This is a genomic window from Rhizobacter sp. P5_A1 (genome assembly GCF_056400745.1).
Genome location: NZ_JBFUKR010000007.1, coordinates 134,534 through 154,821, shown reverse-complemented (window position 1 = coordinate 154,821; position 20,288 = coordinate 134,534). Strand labels below are relative to the sequence as shown.

Annotated in this window: 19 protein-coding genes and 1 pseudogene; 12 read left to right on the top strand and 8 right to left on the bottom strand. The window is 64.8% G+C overall.

Annotated elements, in window-relative coordinates; genetic code table 11:
- Positions 1-184: 184 nt before the first annotated feature.
- From AC1DTW_RS10155 to AC1DTW_RS10145, 3 genes are all read left to right on the top strand, one after another.
- Positions 185-1,141: a Bug family tripartite tricarboxylate transporter substrate binding protein gene (locus AC1DTW_RS10155; RefSeq protein WP_477980940.1), complete on the top strand. Its 957-nt coding sequence runs from the start codon at positions 185-187 to the stop codon at positions 1,139-1,141.
- 26 nt (positions 1,142-1,167) lie between these two features.
- Complete coding sequence (locus AC1DTW_RS10150; RefSeq protein WP_477980939.1) at positions 1,168-2,121, top strand: 2-hydroxyacid dehydrogenase; 954 nt, start codon at positions 1,168-1,170, stop codon at positions 2,119-2,121.
- A 679-nt stretch (positions 2,122-2,800) separates the two neighbouring features.
- Entirely contained in the window at positions 2,801-2,932 is a 132-nt protein-coding gene (locus tag AC1DTW_RS10145) for a hypothetical protein (RefSeq protein ID WP_477980938.1), read from the top strand.
- Positions 2,933-3,172: 240 nt separating this feature from the next.
- Here the strand turns inward: AC1DTW_RS10145 and AC1DTW_RS10140 are convergent, their stop codons facing one another.
- The 3 genes from AC1DTW_RS10140 to AC1DTW_RS10130 form a co-directional block, all read right to left on the bottom strand.
- On the bottom strand, positions 3,173-3,604 hold the full coding sequence (locus tag AC1DTW_RS10140) for a YybH family protein (RefSeq protein WP_477980937.1): 432 nt from the start codon (positions 3,602-3,604) through the stop codon (positions 3,173-3,175).
- Between the two features lie 484 nt (positions 3,605-4,088).
- Positions 4,089-5,075 carry a tripartite tricarboxylate transporter substrate-binding protein gene (locus tag AC1DTW_RS10135; RefSeq protein WP_477980936.1) on the bottom strand — a complete coding sequence of 329 codons (987 nt, stop codon included), beginning with the start codon at positions 5,073-5,075 and terminating at the stop codon, positions 4,089-4,091.
- A complete protein-coding gene (locus AC1DTW_RS10130) occupies positions 5,072-5,689 on the bottom strand; it encodes a dioxygenase family protein (RefSeq protein ID WP_477980935.1) in 618 nt (205 codons plus the stop codon). Before AC1DTW_RS10130 ends, AC1DTW_RS10135 begins: the two co-directional genes overlap by 4 nt.
- A 73-nt stretch (positions 5,690-5,762) precedes the next feature.
- Here AC1DTW_RS10130 and AC1DTW_RS10125 point away from each other — a divergent pair, with 73 nt between their 5' ends.
- On the top strand, positions 5,763-6,731 hold the full coding sequence (locus AC1DTW_RS10125) for a LysR family transcriptional regulator (RefSeq protein WP_477980934.1): 969 nt from the start codon (positions 5,763-5,765) through the stop codon (positions 6,729-6,731).
- 240 nt (positions 6,732-6,971) lie between these two features.
- Here AC1DTW_RS10125 and AC1DTW_RS10120 read toward each other — a convergent pair whose 3' ends face one another.
- Together AC1DTW_RS10120 and AC1DTW_RS10115 are read right to left on the bottom strand one after the other, a co-directional pair.
- On the bottom strand, positions 6,972-7,943 hold the full coding sequence (locus tag AC1DTW_RS10120) for a Bug family tripartite tricarboxylate transporter substrate binding protein (protein ID WP_477980933.1): 972 nt from the start codon (positions 7,941-7,943) through the stop codon (positions 6,972-6,974).
- Positions 7,940-8,902: a LysR family transcriptional regulator gene (locus AC1DTW_RS10115; RefSeq protein WP_477981063.1), complete on the bottom strand. Its 963-nt coding sequence runs from the start codon at positions 8,900-8,902 to the stop codon at positions 7,940-7,942. Before AC1DTW_RS10115 ends, AC1DTW_RS10120 begins: the two co-directional genes overlap by 4 nt.
- Before the next feature lie 214 nt (positions 8,903-9,116).
- Between AC1DTW_RS10115 and AC1DTW_RS10110 the strand changes: the two genes are divergently transcribed.
- Both AC1DTW_RS10110 and AC1DTW_RS10105 read left to right on the top strand, forming a co-directional pair.
- On the top strand, positions 9,117-9,569 hold the full coding sequence (locus AC1DTW_RS10110; protein WP_477980932.1) for a hypothetical protein: 453 nt from the start codon (positions 9,117-9,119) through the stop codon (positions 9,567-9,569).
- Positions 9,570-9,762: 193 nt separating this feature from the next.
- Complete coding sequence (locus AC1DTW_RS10105; protein ID WP_477980931.1) at positions 9,763-10,677, top strand: alpha/beta hydrolase; 915 nt, start codon at positions 9,763-9,765, stop codon at positions 10,675-10,677.
- 404 nt (positions 10,678-11,081) lie between these two features.
- Here the strand turns inward: AC1DTW_RS10105 and AC1DTW_RS10100 are convergent.
- Positions 11,082-11,698 (bottom strand): annotated as a pseudogene (locus tag AC1DTW_RS10100) (tyrosine-type recombinase/integrase).
- Between the two features lie 325 nt (positions 11,699-12,023).
- Between AC1DTW_RS10100 and AC1DTW_RS10095 the strand changes: the two are divergent.
- Together AC1DTW_RS10095 and AC1DTW_RS10090 are read left to right on the top strand one after the other, a co-directional pair.
- The gene (locus AC1DTW_RS10095; RefSeq protein WP_477980930.1) at positions 12,024-13,184 is read left to right on the top strand and encodes an ester cyclase; all 1,161 of its coding nucleotides are present in this window, start codon (positions 12,024-12,026) and stop codon (positions 13,182-13,184) included.
- A 10-nt stretch (positions 13,185-13,194) separates the two neighbouring features.
- Positions 13,195-14,079: a helix-turn-helix domain-containing protein gene (locus tag AC1DTW_RS10090; protein ID WP_477980929.1), complete on the top strand. Its 885-nt coding sequence runs from the start codon at positions 13,195-13,197 to the stop codon at positions 14,077-14,079.
- A 294-nt stretch (positions 14,080-14,373) separates the two neighbouring features.
- Here the strand turns inward: AC1DTW_RS10090 and AC1DTW_RS10085 are convergent, their stop codons facing one another.
- Entirely contained in the window at positions 14,374-15,132 is a 759-nt protein-coding gene (locus tag AC1DTW_RS10085; RefSeq protein WP_477980928.1) for a hypothetical protein, read from the bottom strand.
- Positions 15,133-15,367: 235 nt separating this feature from the next.
- Positions 15,368-16,282 (bottom strand): LysR family transcriptional regulator, encoded by a 915-nt coding sequence (locus tag AC1DTW_RS10080; protein WP_477980927.1) that lies wholly within the window; start codon positions 16,280-16,282, stop codon positions 15,368-15,370.
- Positions 16,283-16,388: 106 nt separating this feature from the next.
- Here AC1DTW_RS10080 and AC1DTW_RS10075 point away from each other — a divergent pair, with 106 nt between their 5' ends.
- From AC1DTW_RS10075 to AC1DTW_RS10060, 4 genes are read left to right on the top strand one after another with little or no spacing between them, the layout of a single operon-like run.
- Positions 16,389-17,321: a dihydrodipicolinate synthase family protein gene (locus tag AC1DTW_RS10075; protein WP_477980926.1), complete on the top strand. Its 933-nt coding sequence runs from the start codon at positions 16,389-16,391 to the stop codon at positions 17,319-17,321.
- Positions 17,322-17,359: 38 nt separating this feature from the next.
- Positions 17,360-18,328 carry a Bug family tripartite tricarboxylate transporter substrate binding protein gene (locus AC1DTW_RS10070; RefSeq protein ID WP_477980924.1) on the top strand — a complete coding sequence of 323 codons (969 nt, stop codon included), beginning with the start codon at positions 17,360-17,362 and terminating at the stop codon, positions 18,326-18,328.
- Entirely contained in the window at positions 18,318-19,013 is a 696-nt protein-coding gene (locus AC1DTW_RS10065) for an SDR family NAD(P)-dependent oxidoreductase (RefSeq protein WP_477980922.1), read from the top strand. Before AC1DTW_RS10070 ends, AC1DTW_RS10065 begins: the two co-directional genes overlap by 11 nt.
- An 18-nt stretch (positions 19,014-19,031) precedes the next feature.
- On the top strand, positions 19,032-20,198 hold the full coding sequence (locus AC1DTW_RS10060; protein WP_477980921.1) for a mandelate racemase/muconate lactonizing enzyme family protein: 1,167 nt from the start codon (positions 19,032-19,034) through the stop codon (positions 20,196-20,198).
- Positions 20,199-20,288 lie beyond the last annotated feature (90 nt).

Sequence of the window (20,288 nt, the reverse complement as noted above, 5' to 3'; positions counted from 1 at the left end):
GCTGCCTCGGCCTGAATTATATTGACTGCATATATCAATATCAAGCCTCCTATAGGGAGATCATCAAGGCACTTCCGACTCGAGCCTGCGCAATACATTGATATTGATGATCAATATTGACGCTGCGGCATCCGGCTGCCTAGCATGCAGACACATCACCACGCATCCAACGGAGACAAGAGCCATGAACACTGTCACCATCCTTGCCGCGATAGCTTGCTGCGCCGTCATGTCGCAGCCTGCGCTGGCGGACGGCTATCCGTCCAAGCCGATCACGATCGTCGTCGGCTCCAGCGCCGGCAGTACCACCGACGGCCTGGCGCGCGCGATCGGCCAGGAGATCGCCGCCGAGACCAAGGTGCCGGTCATCGTCGACAACAAGGCGGGCGCGAACGGCGGCATCGCGGCGCAGGCCGTGGCACGTGCCACGGCCGACGGCTACACGCTGTTCATCACGACGAACACGACACAGGCCGCGAACCCTCACTTGTTCCGCAAGCTTGGCTATGACCCGGTCAAGGACTTCGCGCCGGTCGGCGCGCTGGTCAAAGGCTACCTGCTGCTGGTGACGCATCCGAACGTGAAGGCGCAAAACGTCGCCGAGCTGGTCGCCACCGCCAAGAAGCAGCCGCTGACCTTCGGTGCCGGCAGCTCATCGGCACGGGTCGCGTCCGAGCTGTTCCAGCAGATGACGCACGCCCGGCTGACCTACGTGCCGTACAAGGCCAACCCCCAGGCGGTCATTGACCTGGTCGGCGGGCAGATCGACATGATGATCGTCGACTTGACGACGAGCCTGCCGCAGGTCAAGGCCGGCAAGCTGAAGGCGCTGGGTGTCAGCAGCCCGAAGCGCTCGCCGCTCGCGCCGGAGCTGCCGACGATCGCCGAGGCCGGCCTGCCCGGCTACGAGATCAGCTACTGGAACGCGGTGTACGCCCCGGCCGGCACGCCGGTGCCGATCGTCCAGCGCGTCAACGAACTGATGCAGCGCGCGCTGGCGACCGAGAACGTGCGCCGCTTCGTCGAGCGCAACGGCATGGAGCCGTTCACCTCGACCCCCGTGGAGCTGGCGAGCTTCCAGGCCGCCGAGTACAAGCGCTGGGGCAGCGTGATCAAGGCCGCCGGCATCGAACCCGAGTGAGCGACGTCCATCACCTCAGAACCCAGATGAAACCGCACATCCTCCAGCTGAACCCGATCCTGGTGCCGTCGATCAACGCGCGTCTCGACGCGCTCTACGCCATGCATCGCCTCTACGAGCAGCCCGACCCGGACGCCCATGTCCGCGAGCACGGCGCAACAATCCGCGGCGTGATCACCGGCGGCCACACCGGCATCGCGCGTGCGTTGATGGAGCGGCTGCCCGCGCTCGAGATCGTCGCCGTCAACGGCGTGGGCACCGACGCGGTCGACCTGGCCTACGCCCGTGCTCGCAAGCTGCCGGTGACGGGCACCTTCGGCGCGTTGACCGAGGATGTCGCGGACCTGGCCGTCGCGCTGCTCCTCGCGACCTGCCGCAATGTCTGCGCGGTCGACCGGTTCGTGCGTTCGGGCGCGTGGGTCCGGCATCCGCAGCCGAGCGCGGTCGCGCTGGCGCGTCGCTTCAGTGGCATGCACGTGGGCATCGTCGGCCTCGGGCGCGTCGGGCGCGCCGTGGCAACGCGAGTGAGTGCCTTCGGCTGCCCCGTCAGCTACACCGATCTCGGGCCGATCCCGGACGTCGCCTGGGCGTACGTGCCGGAGCTGCAGCAGCTCGCCCGCGGCAGCGACGCGCTGATCGTGTGCGCGGCCGCTGAGAAGGCCGAAGGCATCATCGATGCCTCGGTCCTCGACGCGCTCGGGCCGCAGGGCTTCCTCGTCAACGTCGCGCGCGGCCGCCTCGTTCGCGAATCCGACCTGGTGCAGGCGCTGCGCGAGCGGCGCATCGCCGGCGCGGGGCTGGACGTGTTCGTCGACGAGCCGAACGTGCCGCCGGTGCTCTTCGAGCTCGACAACGTGACGCTGCAGGCGCATCGCGCGAGCGCCACGGTCGAGACGCGCACGGCCATGGGCGAGATGGTGCTCGCGAGCCTGGCGCAGGCACTGGCCGGCGAGCGGCCGGTGCACAGCTTGACGACGTAGTCGAACGCATCTGGCCATCGCTGGCGTGGCCCCCCGGTAGGCGATCAGTCGGTTCAGATCGCACGTCCGGTCCGCTGTCGCGCGTTCCCCCAGTTCCGACATTTGCTCGCGACGCACTTGCTGGAGTCGGGGACGGACATTGGCTCGGCGCCGGAGCTGGCCGGGCACAAGGCTGTGTCGCCGACGATGATCCGAACGCATGTGACGAAGCGGCCGGGCATCGGAGTGCGCAGTGCGCTCGACATTTGAGCTGCTGCATAGAGGACATCCCCGAGTGGCAGCTCATGGCCGGCCGGGACTGCGAGTTCGCGGCCTCGCCAGGAAGCCGCCGCTGGCATCCGAGCACATTGAACGACAGCTGTCTCGCCAGCCGGCAGGCGCGAGTCGACCCAATTGAGACATCGGGCTGCCGAAACTCGGCGCCGCAAAGCGGTCGTTCACCGCACCCCAACTCGAGGCCACGGGGCGCCTTCAGTGAATCTGTCCGCAGGTTGCGGGCGACTCACGCTGCGCCAGTAGCGCAGTTCTAGGGATTTCCTAGACCCTTGAGAAAAGTCCATGATGGCCGGCCCTGGGCCGCCTCATAGCTTCATACTTTCTTGGAGCGCATAGAGACGAAGGAAGAAAGAGCGATCCTACAGTTCGGTAGTTTCCGAACGGCAACCCACGGAGGAACCCGATGGACAAACTTGATCGGAGATCAGCTTTAACATTCTTCGCATTGTTCGCCGCTTCGGCTGCTGGGGTGAAGCCCGCAGCTGCGCAAGCCATGGGCATGACCGCCGGCGTCTGGCCGAACACATCGATGTGAGTTGGCCTCTTTCGGGCACCTCGATTTCGACGGTTCGATCGTTGCTATGCGCCGCCAATTTTGGCCGGGCGTCTGGCGTTCATCGACCCGATGCTGAGCGGTTCTCCAAATTGGATATCCCCAAGCTGCCGCTGGGAATGCGAAGCTGAAACGGCCCCTTTTCAGCTGTATTTATCTCGGCGTTGACGACCCGAGGCGCTGTTGGTCGAGACCAGGCCGCTCCGGGCTACTTGCACCGGCCTATTTGCTGATAACGGACGCAGCCGGACGTGGCGTCGTAATCGGATCCGCGTGCCTATGAACGAGCTTCCAATTGCCGTGTTCTAACCGGAACACGCTGGTCACTCGTAACGTTACTCGAACGAGCTCCTCGCCACCACCGACCTTTGCTCGTCCACGTTCAACTTCGACAATGCATGCGAGATCGTTGGAGACATAGTTCGCTATGAGGTCGACGCCGGTGACTTCTCCATCGCGGTAATGCGACGCGGCGCCGGCCAGTGTTGCCTCAACCTTCTGCCGACCACGTGCGTACGGCCCGAATGGATTGCCCAGCGTTATGTCTTCTGCATCAGAGTACAAGGCTTGGGCAACAGTGGGGTCGCCTTTCAGTATCGCGCCTAGAGCTGCATGGCTCTGTTCGATCGCGCTGTCGAGTTCAATTGTGTTCATGTAACGATCTCCGCCCGTTGATGTCGCTCGAGTGGCTTGGCCGAGGCGTGCCCTCTGGGTTTCCGCTAACTTGGCTGTAGCGCGACATCTTCGTTCTTCGGTTGGTCTGCCGGCCCCAGGTGCGGAACCACCCATTACTCTCTACCGATAGACCGCACGACGCAAGACATGCTTTCCGACGCCCGCCCGGCGATCAGCCTTCTCGAAGGCAGACCCTGAGGACTGTCGGCTCTTGGCCGGGACTACCTGTTCGCAGTCGTGCCACACAACGGCCATTCGATGCGAGTGTCCTCAATGGCTGCTGTCAGCGTGGTCCGCGAATGGGCCGTCCCGGCCAATTCCGGTCGGTTGAGACCACGGCGCAAAGCGGTCGTCCACCAGATTGGCCACCGTGACACGCTAGACCCCTGCGCACGGCCAGCTCATCAGCTCATCGAGCGGCCACCCGGCTCATCCGTCAAAGCTGACGCCGATGCCGCTGCGCTCAGGCCTCAGGCGTGAAGCCCGACGCCTTGATCACGGGTCCCCAGAAGCCATGCTCTGTCCGCAACGCGACCTGCAGCTCCTGAGCTGTGGAGCCTTCGGGACGCAGCGCCATCTTCTGCCAAGTCTTGCGCACCTCGCTTGCCACTGTCGCGGAGCGCATCTCGGCGCTGGCGACAGCGACCGCCGCGGCGGCTGAGCCTTTCGGCAGGAACGCCCCAAACCATTCATGTTGCGTCAGTCGAGCCAGACCTTGCTCCTTGAAGGTCGGCACCTGCGGCAAGAATGGCGAACGGTCTTCCCATGACGTGGCAAGCGCGCGCACGTGCCCACTTTCGACGAGCGGCATTGCGCTCGGCTCTGTGGCCAAGACGGCGCTCAGTTGCCCGCCCGCCGCGTCCTGCAATGCGGCGGACGTACCCTTGTAAGGAATATGCGTCAAATCGATGCCCGCATCGCGTGCGAGCAGCATTGCCAAGAAATGCGGCAGCGAGCCCGATCCGGCATTACCGCAATCAGCTGCCTTCGGGTTGGCCTTGCACCAAGCGACGAAATCCGCCACGTCGCGCACCGAGGTCGGCACTTTGGGTCCAACCACCAATGCGAAGCCGATCGAAGCCAACATCGACACGGGCACGAGATCGACCAAGGGGTCATAGCTCAACTGCCGGTAGACGAACGGGTACATCGTGAGCACGGATGCTGGGGTGACGAGCAGCGTGGCCCCATCGGGGGCGGCGCGCTTCAGGTCGTCCACCACCAGGCGCCCCGAGGCACCGGGCTTGTTGTCCACCAGGACTGTGGGTGCATAGCGGCCAGTCATCGCGCCGGCGAGCGCGCGACACACCACGTCGATCGAGCCGCCGGGCGGGTATCCGCACAACACCTTGGCGGTTTCAAACTTCGATGGCTGCGCAATGACGGGAGCCGTGCGGCTCATGGAAAACGCAGCGAAGCTGCCGAGCCAACGGCGGCGAGAGATGCTCATTCGATGACTCCTGGTGGGTTCGCCGAGACGGTACGGCGCATGACGATGTCCCACGCAACGACGAGCCGATCGGGTTCCTCGACGAGACCGTGCCCTACGAGCCTTATCGGGTGCTCCACTGCCCGGTACCAGCGGTCCGACTCGTTCAGCGGATGTCGCGGCAGGAACATCTGAGTCACCAGTCGACCGGCCCCATGGGTGACTTGAACATGCACGTGCGGAGCGCGGACCACGCCGTGCTCCGTGTAGACGCCGGGAACGAGCGTCACGACGCGCCAGCCCCCGTCGACATTGGCGATTCGCTGCGTGTACCCGGCGAAGCGCGTGTCCACCTCGGCCACGCGCGGGTCGTCTGGGTGGCGATAACGACCTTCCGAATCCGCGTGCCACAGTTCCACCAACGCGCCTGCCAGCGGCCCGCCACGGGCATCCAACACGCGGCCAGACAGCTCGAGGCGCCGGCCAGGCATGTCGGCCTCGATCAACGCCGGCGGAGCTGCCCTGTCGCTCTGTGCGCGCGCCGGATAGAAGGGCCCCAGGAGCAGGCCCGGCGTGCGATGCAGTGCGGGTCCAGCTTCAGTGTGGCTGGTGCGTTGACTGTCTGCGATTGTCATGGGGCGATGACCTCAGTTGGGACCGAAGCGTAGTCTGGCAGTTCATGCTTGAAAAGTTCCCATTTGTGAGCGCATGATCACGAATCGTTATCACCTCCCACAGTCCACCATGCACCCCGATCCAATGAAGCGCCACGTGCGCCTGCGCGACCTCGACACCTTGCTCGCGGTGGTGCAGACCGGCGGCATGCGCAAGGCGGCGCAGCAGCTGCACCTCTCGCAACCGGCGGTGTCGAAGGCGGTGCGGTCGCTGGAGGAGACACTCGGCGTCCCGTTGCTCGATCGAGGCAAGCGCGGCGTCGAAGCCACTCTCTTTGGCGCCGCGCTGGCACAGCGTACCAAGGCTGCCTTTGACGAGCTGCGCCACGCCTTGGCCGACATTGAGCACCTGAGCGATCCCGGCGGCGGGGAAGTGCGCTTCGGCGCGATGGAAACGTTGTGTGCTGGCGTTGTGGCGGCGGCAATCGAGCAAATGGCGGGTCGCTACCCGCGCATGCGGCTGCATGTGCAGCCCGGCAACTCAGTCAGTCTGACCAATCACTTCCTCAAAGAGCGGCTCATCGAATTTGCAGTCGTGCGCCCGCGCGAGCTGGCGCTGCCCGCCGGGCTCGTGGGTGAGCCGCTCTTCGTCGATCGCTTCCTCGTTGTCGTCGGTGTGCAGCACCCGCACGCGAGGCGGCGACGCATCGGGCTCGAGGAGCTGGTAGACGAGGACTGGATCCTCTCGGAAGCGGAGTCTTTGCCTCAATCCCCTTTGAGCTGCGCCTTCCAGGCCTTGGGTATCGACATGCCCGCGCCTCGAATGCGTTCGGATTCGATCAACCTGCGGCTGCGTTTGTTAACCACCGGACGTTGGGTGACCCTGATGCCACGCGCGATGCTGCGCTTCATGCCGCTGGCCGGCTTGCTGCGTGCTCTTCCAATCGAGATCCCACAGTGGGAGATCCCGAACATGATCGTTAAGCACCGCGATCACACGCTCACGTCACCCGCAGCGAAGTTTCTGGACACATTGGCAGAAGTCGCCCGGTCATTAGGTTGAAAGACAGCGCGCACAACATCGGCTGTGGCCATCGACAGAAGTCCCTGCGGAAATGTGACGCACCGCTGACGATCGCATCGTGAGTGAGAAGGCCTCTGGCTCGAGCGTCAGCTGTCGTTGAGCGCGATCGTCTGCTTTGGGCGCACGACGCCTCAACGGCGAGTGCAAAGGCATGAAGCCCACCACCCGTGGCATCAAATCGGAGTACGGAACGCCCATTCCACGGAATGCTTAGTCAGATCAGTCCGGCTTGATCCCGGCCTTTCTGATGAGCTCGCGCCACCGAGGGATCTCTCCAACAATCATGTCAGTCATCTGCTTTGGCGTGCCGGTTGAGACGATCCGCCCGAGACCCTCAAACTGCTCGCGGATCTCAGGCGCCGACATAGCCCGTATGAATTCCTGGTTCAGACGGTCGATCACACCCGGCGTGGTCCCCCGCGGGACGACCACGCCGACCCAAACCGGCTCGATTCCTTGGATGCCAAGTTCGGCGAGAGTCGGAACATCGGGCAACACGGCCAGTCGTTGGACTCCGGTGACCGCCAGTGGCCTGAGACTGCCCGCCCGGATGTGCGGCAACAGAGGGGCCACGCCTTCAATCATCACGTCGACCTCGCCGCTGACGACCGCCTGGTGTCCGGCGGCGCCGCGGTAGGGGATGTGCTGGAGGTCGATTCCGGCGAGTTGCTTGAATTGCTCCATGACAATATGCGTTGGGGTGCCATTGCCTGTCGAGCTGTAGCGCAACCGACCCGGGCGTGCCTTGGCCAACTCGATCAACACGGCAAGCGACGAGACAGGGAGCGAAGCGTTCGCCACCAGCACTTGTGGCCCGCGGTAAAGGATGCCTACCGGGGCGAAGTCGTTCACAGTGTCGTATGGCAGATGAGCGAAGAGGGTAGGTGCGACGCTCATCTGAGCCGACTGCACCAGAGCGAGCGTGTATCCATCGGACGGGCTCGCCTTCAGCGCCGCCAGCGCCACGATGCCGCCGGCCGAAGGCCGGCTGTCCACGACGATAGGTTGACCCAGCTGTGCTCCAACCAGCTCCGCCAGTTGCCGAGCCGCGATATCGGTCACGGTGCCGGGCGCCCCGGCATTGATCAGCCGGATGGGACGGCTGGGCCAGACCTCCGCCTGGCACGCACCCGTAAACATCAACACCCAAATACCGATGACGACAACTCGAAGCGTATGGGCGAGGTTCATGTTGCGCCCGGCCGCGGACCCGCGGACCCTGCGATCGCCGAACGTTCAGCCGACATGGAGGCATGTAAAACCGTCAGCTCCTGCGGGTCGAAGGCGGCGAACGCCTCTCTTACGAACTGAATGAAGGCGGCCACCCGCGGCGCGGGAATCTTGTTTCGTCGGTACAGCGCATAGATATTGAAACTCGCGGGGCAGGACCAGTCCGGCAACAGTCGAACAAGCCGGCCCGAAGCAAGGAATGCCGGGTCGAAACAGGCCATGTACATGACACCCGCGCCTGCCATGGCTGCGACGATCAAGCCTTCTCGATCCGGCGTGATGAGAATCGGCGCAACTGGAACCGTCCTGCACACGCCATCGCGCTCGAAGTCCCATTGGTCGTAGGGATGAGTCGACCAGGGGCGGCGAAAGACCAGACATCGGTGCTGAGACAGTTCGTCCGGTTCCACCGGCTCTCCGAAGCGCCGGAGATAGTCGGGCGAGGCATAGGCCGCCGGCCGGCCCTGGCCGAGCCGCTGCGCGATGAGGCGCGACGCCGGAGGCTCACCGACGTGAAGCAACACATCGAGATTCTCGGTCTGCATGTCATTCGGATCCTGGGTGAGCCGGGTCTCGACACGCAGGTCTGGATGCCGACTCTGCAGGGTCGGCAGGTGAGGCATCAGCACGTAGCGACTCAATGGTGCCTGTACGCCCACGCGGACGACGCCGCTGATGCGTGCGTGCCGACTGACGGCGCTGTCTTCCAGCTCCGCCATCCGAGCAAGGATGTCGGTCGCTCGACCGTAGATCTGGGCGCCATCTTCGGTGAGCCGCAATTGCCGGGTGGTGCGATTGAACAGCGAGACCTTGAGAGCACGCTCGAGTTCGCCGATCCCGCGGCTCACTGCCGAGGGTGTGAGATCCATGAGCTTCGCGGCTGCGGCAAAGCTGCCGCTGTCGGCAGCCCTGACGAGCATTTCCAATCGGTGGCTTCGATCCAAGTTACCTCTCCTCGCGCGCTGATGACCCCGATTCGTGAGATTAACTCACATCAGAGATTCCGCGTTTCGGCTCGACGGCCAGTACGTCACCGGGCAACATGACCTCGCATGAGATTTCCACGAAAGCTTGGAGCTGCAGGGCCGGCTGCCAACGGGATGGGTCTCGCATCACCCACCATGGAGAGTGTCGATGAACATGAAAGCGCTATGCCCCTTCGCCTTGCTGGTCTGTCTTGCCGCAGGTCCATCAATGGCGCAAACGGAGGCAATGTGTGCTGGTCTCGCCGAAGCCGCGACGTGGCCCATGGGTCACGACGCCGTCAAGGCGGCTCCTAAGAATCACAAGGTGATCTACGAGAGCGCCGACGTACGAGTGCTGGAGGTGACCGTTCAGCCCGGCGAGCGGGAGCTGGTTCACCACCACCAATGGCCGAGCGTCATGGTGTTGGACTCGCGGCCGAAATACGTCAACTACGATAAGGATGGCAAAGAGATTCGGCCCGCCGTTCAAGCGCCGCCGAACCCGGAAATGCCCATCATGGTTCGGCTTCCCGCACAGGCCGAGCACGCCATCGACAACGTCGGCGACAAGCCTTTCCACGCGATCCGAATCGAGTACAAAAAACTCTGCCCGGCACCGTGAGACTGCCGCCAGTGCGCACTTTCCAAGGCGTGGACGTGCACCCGGTCGTTCGGATGATCGTTCGCGCAGAGGCGTACCCGGCACGCAGCGCGCGTTGCCGTTCAGCGGGTGTCGACTGCTCGGCGGTAGCCCTCAAACGTTTTGTACTTCGAGAGGTGTACGCATGACCGCAACGACGAGACGGATGCTAGCGATGGTCTTGAGCCTGGCCGGCAGCCTCGCTTCAGCTCAAATGTCTCCAGACCTGGCGCAACAACTAATCGCCATCGGTCCTGTGATCAATCCGGCTGCGACCGCCGCCTTGTACGCCCCCCACATCGCGGAAAGGGAGCCGTATGTGAACCTGAGTGTCGAGCGAGACATCATCTATGGCCCAGACGAGCGCAACCTACTGGACGTGTTCGCACCCACGGGCGAGGCCGGCAAGGCCAGGCCGGTTCTCGTGTTCGTCCATGGCGGTGCCTTCGTCGGTGGCAATCGACGCACGGGCGCCGCCAGTCCGTTCTACGACAACGTGATGCTGTGGGCGGCGCGTCACGGCATGGTGGGCGTGAACATGACCTACCGCCTCGCCCCGAAGAACGCTTGGCCGTCTGGCGCACAGGACATTGGCCAAGCCATCAAGTGGATACACGACAACATCGAGCGCCGAGGCGGCGACCCGCAGCGCGTCTTCCTTTTCGGCCACTCTGCCGGTGCATCCCACGTCGCCTCATACGTCGCGCGGACCGAGTTCCATCGTGTGGCCGGATCGGGGCTTGCTGGTGCGATGCTCCTGTCAGGGGCGTATCGCATTACGCCGGAGCTAGTGGGGCAATCGCCCACGTACCCGAGCTATTTCGGGACCGACCCCGACAAGTACGCCCAGCGCTCGTCGCTCGATGGTTTGCTGGCCACGCGCGTGCCGTTGTGGGTAGGCAGTGCGGAGTTGGATCCGCCGCAGTTCAAGGAGCAGGCGGACCTGCTGCGCGAGGGACTGCGTAAGGCAGGGAGAAGTTTCCAGACTGTTGTCTTTGCGGGCCACAGTCACATGTCAGAGGCCTACTCGGTTCAAAGCGACGACTCGTCGGTGGGGGATGCGTTGAAGGCCTTTGTGAGCGCCCAATAAGGCAGGCGACCCGCGAAGGGCTGGCCCACGTTCGAGCGACCGCTTTCTCATGCTTCGACTGGCAGCAACGGGGTCGGTAGCGCCTTTTCGGCTGATCGGACTGCTGACGCACAGCGTCCACCTGATGTCGATCAGGGCCGCAAGACTATGAGCGACTGCTTTGGAGAACGCTCACGTTCGCGCGGCCGAAGCCCTGTGGCGGCTGCACTCGGGAACCGGTCGTTGGCGCGACGATTTCCTGATCGATCGTATGACAGGAAGTGGCCGGGACTGCCGGTTCGATGCGGTGCCAGGAAGCTGCCTTTCGGGGCGCGCGAATGGCGAAGCGCCAGGCGACACGGGCCGGCGGACGAGCGCCATCGCTTGGAGTCGGCGATCGGACACCCGCCCGCCTGACGTGTCGTTCAGATCTCGGTCTGTTCGGAGATCTCCAAGGCGTCATCCACCTCGATGCCAAGATACCTCACGGTCGACTCCAGCTTGGAGTGCCCAAGCAGCAACTGCACGGCGCGGAGGTTCTTTGTGCGCCGGTAGATCAGCGTCGCCTTAGTTCGCCGCATCGAGTGCGTGCCGTAGTCGGCGGGATCGAGCCCGAGCTCCTCGACCCAGCCCTCGAGGATTCGCGCATACTGCCGCGCCCCGAGATGTGGCGAGTCGTGAATGCGGCTCGGGAACACGTAGTTCTCGGACTCCAGCCCCGCCTGGTTGATCCACTTCTGAACTGCCTCTCGGGTCACCGGCGTGATTTCGAACTGCACGGGGTCTTATGTTGCATCACCACGGCGCGGGTCGCCACTTGGTCGCCGTGGCAGATGTCTCGGACTCTGAGGCTGACGAGGTCGCAGCCACGCAGCTTGCTATCGATTCCCAGGTTGAAGAGAGCGAGCTCGCGCACTCTGCCTTCCATCTGGAGGCGGACTCGAAGTGCCCAGATGTCCTTGGGCTTGAACGGCGCTTTCTGGCCGACGATCTTGCCCTTGTTCCATGGCTCGCGATGAACAGCGTTGGCAACGGATCCCATGATGGTCTCCCATCGAGTTGAGGGCCAACAAAGGTGCGCCTATGCGGTGTCGAAGCGCTTGCCTATGATCAAGAAGGCAGCCCGCTAACCCTGTCGGTCAGCTTCTTAGAACTGCCTCGAACCTGCGTTCCCGGCCATTTGCTGACCTTCGAACTCTCGGGTTGAACGCCGGGATCAGACCCTCAAGCGGGCGCTTGTTAGCCTCCGCTTCGGTCGTTCCGGCCCATTCGCGTTCTCCATCCGGCATGGCGGAAATTTCCAATACCGTCGCGCCAGGTATTCCTACGATCCCGTTCCTCCACTTACCGAACGACAGGATCTCACCATGGCATCGACCCTCATTCTCGCCGCGTCGGCGAGCCATCCGGCCAGCCGATTCGACCTCTACGGCCCCGTGCACAAGGGCCTGCGCGCGTTTCTCGCCGACACCTTGGTGCGCCTGGGGCAGATGGATGCCAGCGACGACACGAGCGTCAAGTCGGCGCTCGACCAACTCGACGAACTGCTCGACTACTGCGAGTCGCACCTGCAGAAGGAGGATCACTACGTCCATCCGGTGATCGAAAGCGTGCGCGCCGGTTTCACCGGGCGCATTGTTGGCGAGCACGCCGAACATGCCCACGCCATCCTTGCGCTGCGTGCCGCAGCCGATGCGCTGGCCTGCGCCACCGGCAGTGGGCGCGGTGCCGCCGCAGCGGCGCTGTACCGCCGCTTCTCGCGCTTTGTTGCCGACAACCTGATCCATATGGAGATCGAGGAGTCGCAGCACAACGCCATTCTCTGGTCGTTCTTCGACGACGCCGCACTGGCCGCAACCAATGAACGCATCCTCGGCGGGACGTCGGCCGCCGACCTCGCACTCGGCGCCCGCTGGATCGTCCCACACCTGTCGCCCGCCGAGCGCAGCGCTGTGCTTGCCGGTGCGCGTGCGGCGATGCCGGCGCCCGTGTTCGACGGCATGATCGCTATGCTGCAGCCGCATCTGTCAACGGCGCAGTCTCAGCAACTTGCCGTCGAGTTCAGCGTCCAGGGCACGCGCCCATTGAGTTCGGCGCGTGACATCGTTGCGCGTTTTCTCGACGCTGCATTCGTGCGTTTCGATGTGGCGGACTCGGTGGCGCTGGTCAGCGCCGATTTTGTGGCCCACCCGTGGGTTGCGTTCGGCGCCGCAGCGGGACCTGCGGGCATCGCCACGATTCTGCCCGCGTTCGCACAGGCTTTCAGTGCTGTGAGCGCCGAGGTGATCGACGTGTTGGCAGACGGCGAGCGCATCGCTGCGCGCTACCGCTACGCCGGCCTGCACGAGGGTCCGCTGTTCGGCATTGCGCCGACAGGTCGTGCCTTCGAGATCGAAGGCATCGCGATCCTGCGGCTCGACGAGCGCGGCCGAATCGCCGAGTTCTGGCGCGAGGAAGACATGCTCGCGCTGCAACGCCAACTGGGTCTCGAATCGATGCTGCCCGAGCACCACGCGCATCTGACGTAGCATTCAGCCAATGCAAGGCATTGCCGATGGACCAGCGCTCGCCATGCGGATGGAGGCATTCAAACCTTCGCCCGCGCTAGCAGCGTACGTCACCGACTTGTGGGACTACGAGATCCCGCGCTCAGCGCGTGTCGGCATGCCGCAATCGCTGACGCTGCTGCCCGACGGTTGCCCGACGATGGTCTTCGTCTACGGCGCCGCGTTGCGAGCCACCGACGGCGAGCGGCTGTTCACCACGCGGAGTGCCGTTTGTGGCTTTCAGATGCGCCCAGTGCAGGTGTCGTGCGACGGCGATGTGGCGGGTATCACGGTACGCTTCAGGCCAGCCGGCTTGGCGTGCTTCATGCCCAGCTCGCTCGAAGACGCCGCGCTGCAGCGCATCGAATGCCGCGATGTTTTCGGGCAGCGCGCGATCGAGGATCTGGAATGCGCGCTGGTCGAGTTGCCGACCGCGTTGGCGCGCATTCGGCGCGTAGAGGCTTATCTGTTGACTCTGTTGCGTGCCAAAGCCGACCCCCTGGTCGAGCACGTCGCGCGTGACATGGCGCGTGCGAGCGCCGGACCGCGCGCGATGCGTGACTTCGCACGCGATTGCGGCTTCAGCGAGCGCACGCTCGAGCGACGTTTTCGACATGCGATAGGCACCAGTCCGAAGGCGTTTTCGCGCGTGATGCGGCTGCAGCAGGCGCTTCAGTCAAGGCAGGCGCAGGGCCTCGCCTGGTCCGAGGTGGCCATCGATGCCGGCTACTACGACCAGGCTCACCTGATCCGCGACGCTCGGATGCTGTTCGGCACCACGCCCGACGCAATGACCGCGACGCAGGACGACTCGATGGCAAGCCGTTTCCGCTTGCTGTCTCAGGCCACGGGCCTCGCATCGATGATCTTCCGCTGAGCCAGGCAGGCCTGTCGCGATTCGCCGCAGAGAGGACGATCGCCACGCTGGAGCCAACGACAACAACGGGTCGACAGCGTCGGTCCCCTGCTCTAGCAAGCGGACGTTCGGCCGACCGCAACGTCGACCGTCGTCTTACGAAGTGGACCTGCCTTTCGCAGCGAACGCCGCCGAAGTCAGCTTTGAAGAGCTGCTGACATTCAGCGATCAGGGCCGACCGGCTGCAATCAGTCTGACTCGGCCGTTCACTCGCCCGGCCGCGGCTTTGCCAATGCAGTGAGCACCGGGCTCGCGTCAAACCAGCTTCGCATCCGTCAACGAACGGAACTGCTTCTTCATCGGCGCATATTGGCCATCCAACGCCACAAAAACCAGCGGGACGGGCCATTCCATCGCGGCGAGCCGCTTTACGACGGCACGCTGCTTTCCGCGCCGCCGGCCCCACCAGGACAGGTGCAGGCCCATCACGAGCTGCACCGCACTCGGATCAGCGGGGATCACGCGCCGGGCTAGGTAAACAGCGTCGATGTGGGCAAGCGCCTCTCCCGCGAGCCGAGATTTCACCGCGCCGATCGTGGCTGCGTCCAGTCCATGTGGTGCCAGCGCATGCCTGGCGTCGATCACCTGCAGCTGCCGCGAGCGTTTGGTCTCCAGCTCGTCGCGACGACGCCAGCGCTCGGCGTAAGCCTCGGCCGAGTCCAGATCTTTGTGTTCGCGCAAGAACGCATAGACACGCTCGCATGCCGGTTTAGTGGCCTCGGGGTCCAGCGCCATCGCGCGATCCAACAAGGCCAGGCCTTCGCGCTCTCCTTTTCCAAGCCGCGCGGTGCCTTCCAGGAACAGGCCGAGCGGATGATCGGAGTGATCGCCATTGAACCCTGTGAGCGCGGCAAGCACATCGCTTCCCGGTTCCAGTCGCATGATGAGGCGGACGGCTTCGAGTTGCTGATCCGCGTTCGGCGCGGCCAGCCCGCGAAGCTCGGCTAGGCGCTGGCGCTGCCTCTGGGCCTCGGCATGGCGTTCCGCCCAGGCTCGGCCATTTGCTCGGCCCATCGCGCCTGCAGATCGGCGCGCAGTCTCTCCACGAGCGAGCCAAGCCAAGCTTGCGCCGCCGATTCATCCTGCACGGGAGGAGGCGGTTCATGCAGCGTGTCCGCGCGCGCAACGTCGGGTGGCTGTCGGTGAAAGACCCTCGCGGTCTAGCGCATCGCCCAGCGTCGCTAAGCGGTCCTTCGAACATCGGTGATGCAACGTGCGCGAGCTGGGCATACCCAGAGCCAGTGCACGCTCACCCATTTCGATGATCATCGACCACCGCCCAGAATCGCTCGGCCGCGCGCGGCAGGGTCGACCGAGGGCGGTACAAACGGATCTCGACATTAATCGCCCATTGCTTACCTCCCGCGGCCACCAGTCGCGCGGCGGCCAGTTCTTCAGCGATCAAACTCCGGGGAAGCCAGGCGACACCACGGCCATCGAGCACCATGGTCTTGAGCACGGTGGCCAGGTGCGCCGTCATGGCGGATTGCGCATGAGCGCTGGCGAGCGCGTTGCCGCGCAAGGCGCGCACGAGGCGGCCGATGCCGGACTCGGCGCTGTATTCGAGCATCGGCACAGCCTTACCTCCGGCGTTGTCGAGGGCATGGCGTGGGCGACCTGACGCATCGGGCGCCGACACCGGCAAGAGCGCGTCGTGCCCAACGACAGCCCAGCGGTGCAAAGCCGGGTCCAGCCTGTTGGGGACCTGCTCGTGGCCGTGGCACAGCAGAAACTGTACGCGGCCCTGCTGCATCAGCGCTTCGCATTGCTGCATGACGTCGGAAATGAGCTGCACCGGGCCCGGTCCTTCCGCGAGGCGCGACTCCAGGCCGCGCAGCCAATTCGGCAAGAAGCTGAACGAGAGCGCGTGCGTGGACGCGATGCGCAAGGTGGCCGAGCTCGCGTCAGCCACTGCACGCGCCTGATCGGGGATGCCGGCCACGCGCGTGAGCAGTTCCTGCGCGACGGCACGAAACCACTCACCGGCCTCGGTGAGCGTGGCGGGCTGGGTGCTTCTGTCGAAGAGCACCACGCCGAGCCACTCCTCCAGTGCCCGCACGCGGCGACTGAAAGCCGGCTGGGTCATGTGCCGCTCCTGCGCCGCACGTGAGAAGCTGCCGCTCGCCGCCAGGGTCAGGAAATCATCGAGCCAGATCAGATTCAAGAGTCGTGCTCCCAGAGCATGGAAGAAGGCCCAAGCGGCATTGGTCAAAGACAGCGGCGCCGCGCAAGATTCATCCGGATTGTTCAACAGACCGGAGACACAGCCCATGCGCACGATCCAGAACTACCGCGGCATCATCCCCGCGATCGCCTGCCCCTTCACCAGCGACCACCGGATCGACGAGCCCGCGCTGCGCAAGCACGCCTCGTGGCTGGCGACGCAGCCCGGCGTCGTGGCGGTGATGACCAACGGCCACACCGGTGAAGTGTTCTCGCTGCTGCCGCGCGAGCGCGCCGAGGTGACGCGCATCGTGGCCGATGAACTCAAGGGCCGCCTGCCGGTGATTTCGTCCATCGTCTGCGAAGGCACGCGCGACGCGACCGAGCAGGCCGCGATGGCGCGTGAAGCCGGCGCCAAGGGCCTGGACGTGATGCCGCCGCACCACTGGCTGCGCTTCGGCTTTCGTCCCGACCACGTGACGCAGTACTTCGAAGCCATCGCCTCCGCGGGACTCGACCTCGTGGCGCACGTCTATCCCGCATGGACGCGTGCGTCATATTCATCGTCGACGCTGGCAGATCTAGCGCGCCTGCCCTCTGTCGCCGCCTTCAAGGTGGGCCAGCGGGACATGAACAAGTACGCCGCCGACATCGCCGCCATCCGCAAGGCCGATGCGAGCAAGGTCATCCTCACCTGCCACGACGAGTACCTGCTGGCCTCCATGGTGCAAGGCGTCGACGGCGCACTGGTCGGCTTCGCGACCTTCATCCCGAGCCTCATCAACGACCTGTGGGAAGCCGTGAAAGCCGGCGACCTGAAGCGGGCCATGGCGGTGCAGGCGGTGATCACGCCGCTGAAGGACGCTGTCTACGGCGGCGGCGAGCCCACCGGTGAAGCGCATGCACGCATGAAGATGGGCATGTACCTGGCCGGTGTGCTGGATTCGCCGACCGTGCGCCCGCCCACCGAGGCACCGAACGATGCCGAGATGGCGGCGCTGCGCGCAGCAGTGGCCCAGGCCGGTCTGCTCAAGCGCTGAGCGGTCGAGAAAAACAAATCAAGAGCACTGGAGACTCCATGAACCGCAAGCAATTCGTTTGTCGTGCCGCGGCAGCGCTGCTCGCCATGGGTTTGGGCACCGGCGCCATGGCTCAAGCCTGGCCGGCCAAACCCATCACGATGATCATCCCGTTTCCGCCGGGCGGGACGCTCGATGTGGTCGGACGACTGCTGGCGCAGAAGCTGGGCCAACAGCTTGGCCAGACGGTGATCGTGGACAACCGCCCGGGTGGGGCCGGGACCATCGGCGCCAGCGCAGTCGCTCATGCGCCGGGCGATGGCTACACGTTGCTGTTCAGCGCCTCGACCTTCACGACGACGCCGATGACGCAGAAGGTAGCGGTCTATGACGTCATCAAGGACTTCGCGCCAGTGGCACTGGTGGCCAAGGCGCCGCTGGCGATCGCCGTCAACAAGAACCTGCCGTTCAATGACGTCAAGGGGCTGCTGGCTTACGCCCGCGCCAATCCCGGCAAGCTGACATTTGCGATCGGCTCGACGGGCTCGGCCGGCCACCTGAGCACGGAACTGCTGCGTCGCGTCGGCAAGATGGAGTACCTCATCGTGCCCTACAAAGGTTCCGCGCCGGCCTACCAGGATCTGGTCGGCGGCAGCATCGATGCGTTCATCGACCCGATCCTGGGTTCTTCATCGTTCGCGAAAGCAGGCCAGTTGAAGGTGCTGGCCATCACCTCGAAGAACCGGGTGCCGGGCCAGCCCGACATGCCGACCGTTGCCGAAACGGTGCCTGGGTACGAGTTCTACAGCTGGTACGGGCTCTGGGGCCCGGCCAGTCTTCCCAAGGAGATCGCAAGCCGGCTTAACGCCGAGGTCAACAAGGCGCTGGGCTCCGACATGCGCGAGAAGCTCGAGCCGCAAGGATTGCTGCTGACGCCCGGCTCGATCGATGACTTCGTGCGCTTCCAGAAAGACGACATGGCGATGTCGCAGCGCATCATCACCGAGGGGAAGATCCGTGCCGAGTGAACGCCATGCCGTCGTGACCGGCAGCAGTTCCGGGATCGGCCGTGCCATCGCACACGCCTTGCTGGGCGACGACTGGCAGGTCAGCGGGCTCGACGTCTCGCCGCCGACGATCGACCACCCGCAGTTCCGTTCGGTGCAGGTCGACCTGACGGACGGCCCTGCTACCGAGGCGGCGGCGCAGCGCTTGGCGGGCGCACAAGCCTTCGTGCATGCCGCCGGCGTGTTGCGCCTCGGAACCCTCGGGCGCCTGAACGCCCCCGACGGCGAGCTGATGTGGCGCCTGCACGTCGACGCCGCCCAGCGCATCGCCAATCAACTGCTGCCTGCGATGGCGGCTGCCGGCCACGGCCGCGTCATTCTGCTGGGCAGCCGCGTCGCCCAAGGCAAGGCCGGCCGCAGCCAATACGCGGCGACCAAAGCCGCGCTGGCAGGCCTCGCGCGAAGCTGGGCCGCCGAAGTCGTGGCGCAAGGGGTCACCGTCAACGTCGTGTCGCCCGCGGCGACGCAGACGGCGATGACCCAAGACCCGGAACGACAGGCCGCAGCGCCCGTGCTGCCGCCCATCGGCCGACTCATTCGCCCGGACGAGATCGCTGCGCTCGTGAGTTTTCTGCTGACTCCGGCAGCGGCAGCCATCACCGGCCAGGACATCCAGATTTGCGGCGGCGCATCGCTGCCGCGCTGAACAACCGAGGATCACACCATGAAGATCATCGACATCCGCGAGCAGACCAAGCCTATCAAGTCCAACATCCGCAACGCGTACATCGACTTCTCGAAGATGACGCTGAGCCTGGTTGCCGTGGTCACCGACGTGATCCGCGACGGCAAGCCGGTGATCGGCTACGGCTTCAATTCCAATGGCCGCTACGGCCAGGGCGCACTGATGCGCGAACGGTTTCTGCCGCGCCTGCTCGAAGCCGATCCGGCGAGCCTGCTCGATGCCGAGCGCGACAACATCGATCCGCACAAGGTGTGGGCGTTGATGATGACCAACGAGAAACCCGGTGGCCATGGCGAGCGTTCGGTCGCGGTGGGCACGATCGACATGGCGGTGTGGGACGCGGTGGCGAAGATCGAAGGCAAGCCGCTGTTCCAGCTGCTGGCCGAACGCTATGGCGACGGCCGGGCCAACCGCAAGGTGTTCGTCTATGCCGCCGGCGGCTACTACTGGCCGGGCCAGGGCCTCGAAGGCCTGGAACGCGAGATGCGCAGCTACCTCGACCGCGGTTACTCGGTGGTGAAGAAGAAGATCGGCGGCGCGTCCTTGGCGGAAGACTGCAAGCGCATCGAAGCCGTGCTGCGCCTGCTCGGCCCGGGGCGGAAGCTGGCCGTCGACGCCAATGGCCGCTTCGATCTCAAGACTGCCGTCGAGTATGCGAAGGCGCTGTCGCAGTACGACCTGTTCTGGTACGAAGAAGCCGGCGATCCGCTCGACTATGCCTTGCAGGCCGAACTGGCCCAGCACTACGCCGGACCGATGGCCACCGGCGAGAACCTGTTCTCGATGCAGGACGCGCGCAACCTCATCCGCTACGGCGGGATGCGGCCCGACAGCGACTGGCTGCAGTTCGACTGTGCGCTGAGCTACGGCCTCGTCGAGTATCTGCGCACGCTCGAGATGCTGAAGGCCAATGGATGGTCGCCGTCACGCTGCGTGCCGCATGGCGGGCATCAGATGTCTCTGGCCATCGCGGCAGGCCTGGGCCTCGGGGGCAACGAGTCGTACCCGGACCTGTTCCAGCCCTACGGCGGCTTCCCAGACGGCGTGAAGGTCGACAACGGCTACGTCACCTTGCCCGAGTTGCCCGGCATCGGCTTCGAGGGCAAGGCCGACCTCTACGCCGAAATGAAAGCGCTGGCGAGCTGACCATCGGTTGACGGTCACGGCGTGAAGAGCCCGAGCGACAACGTTGGCAGGACGACTGTCTCGGGTACTCGCCTACGCAGCGGCGGAGCG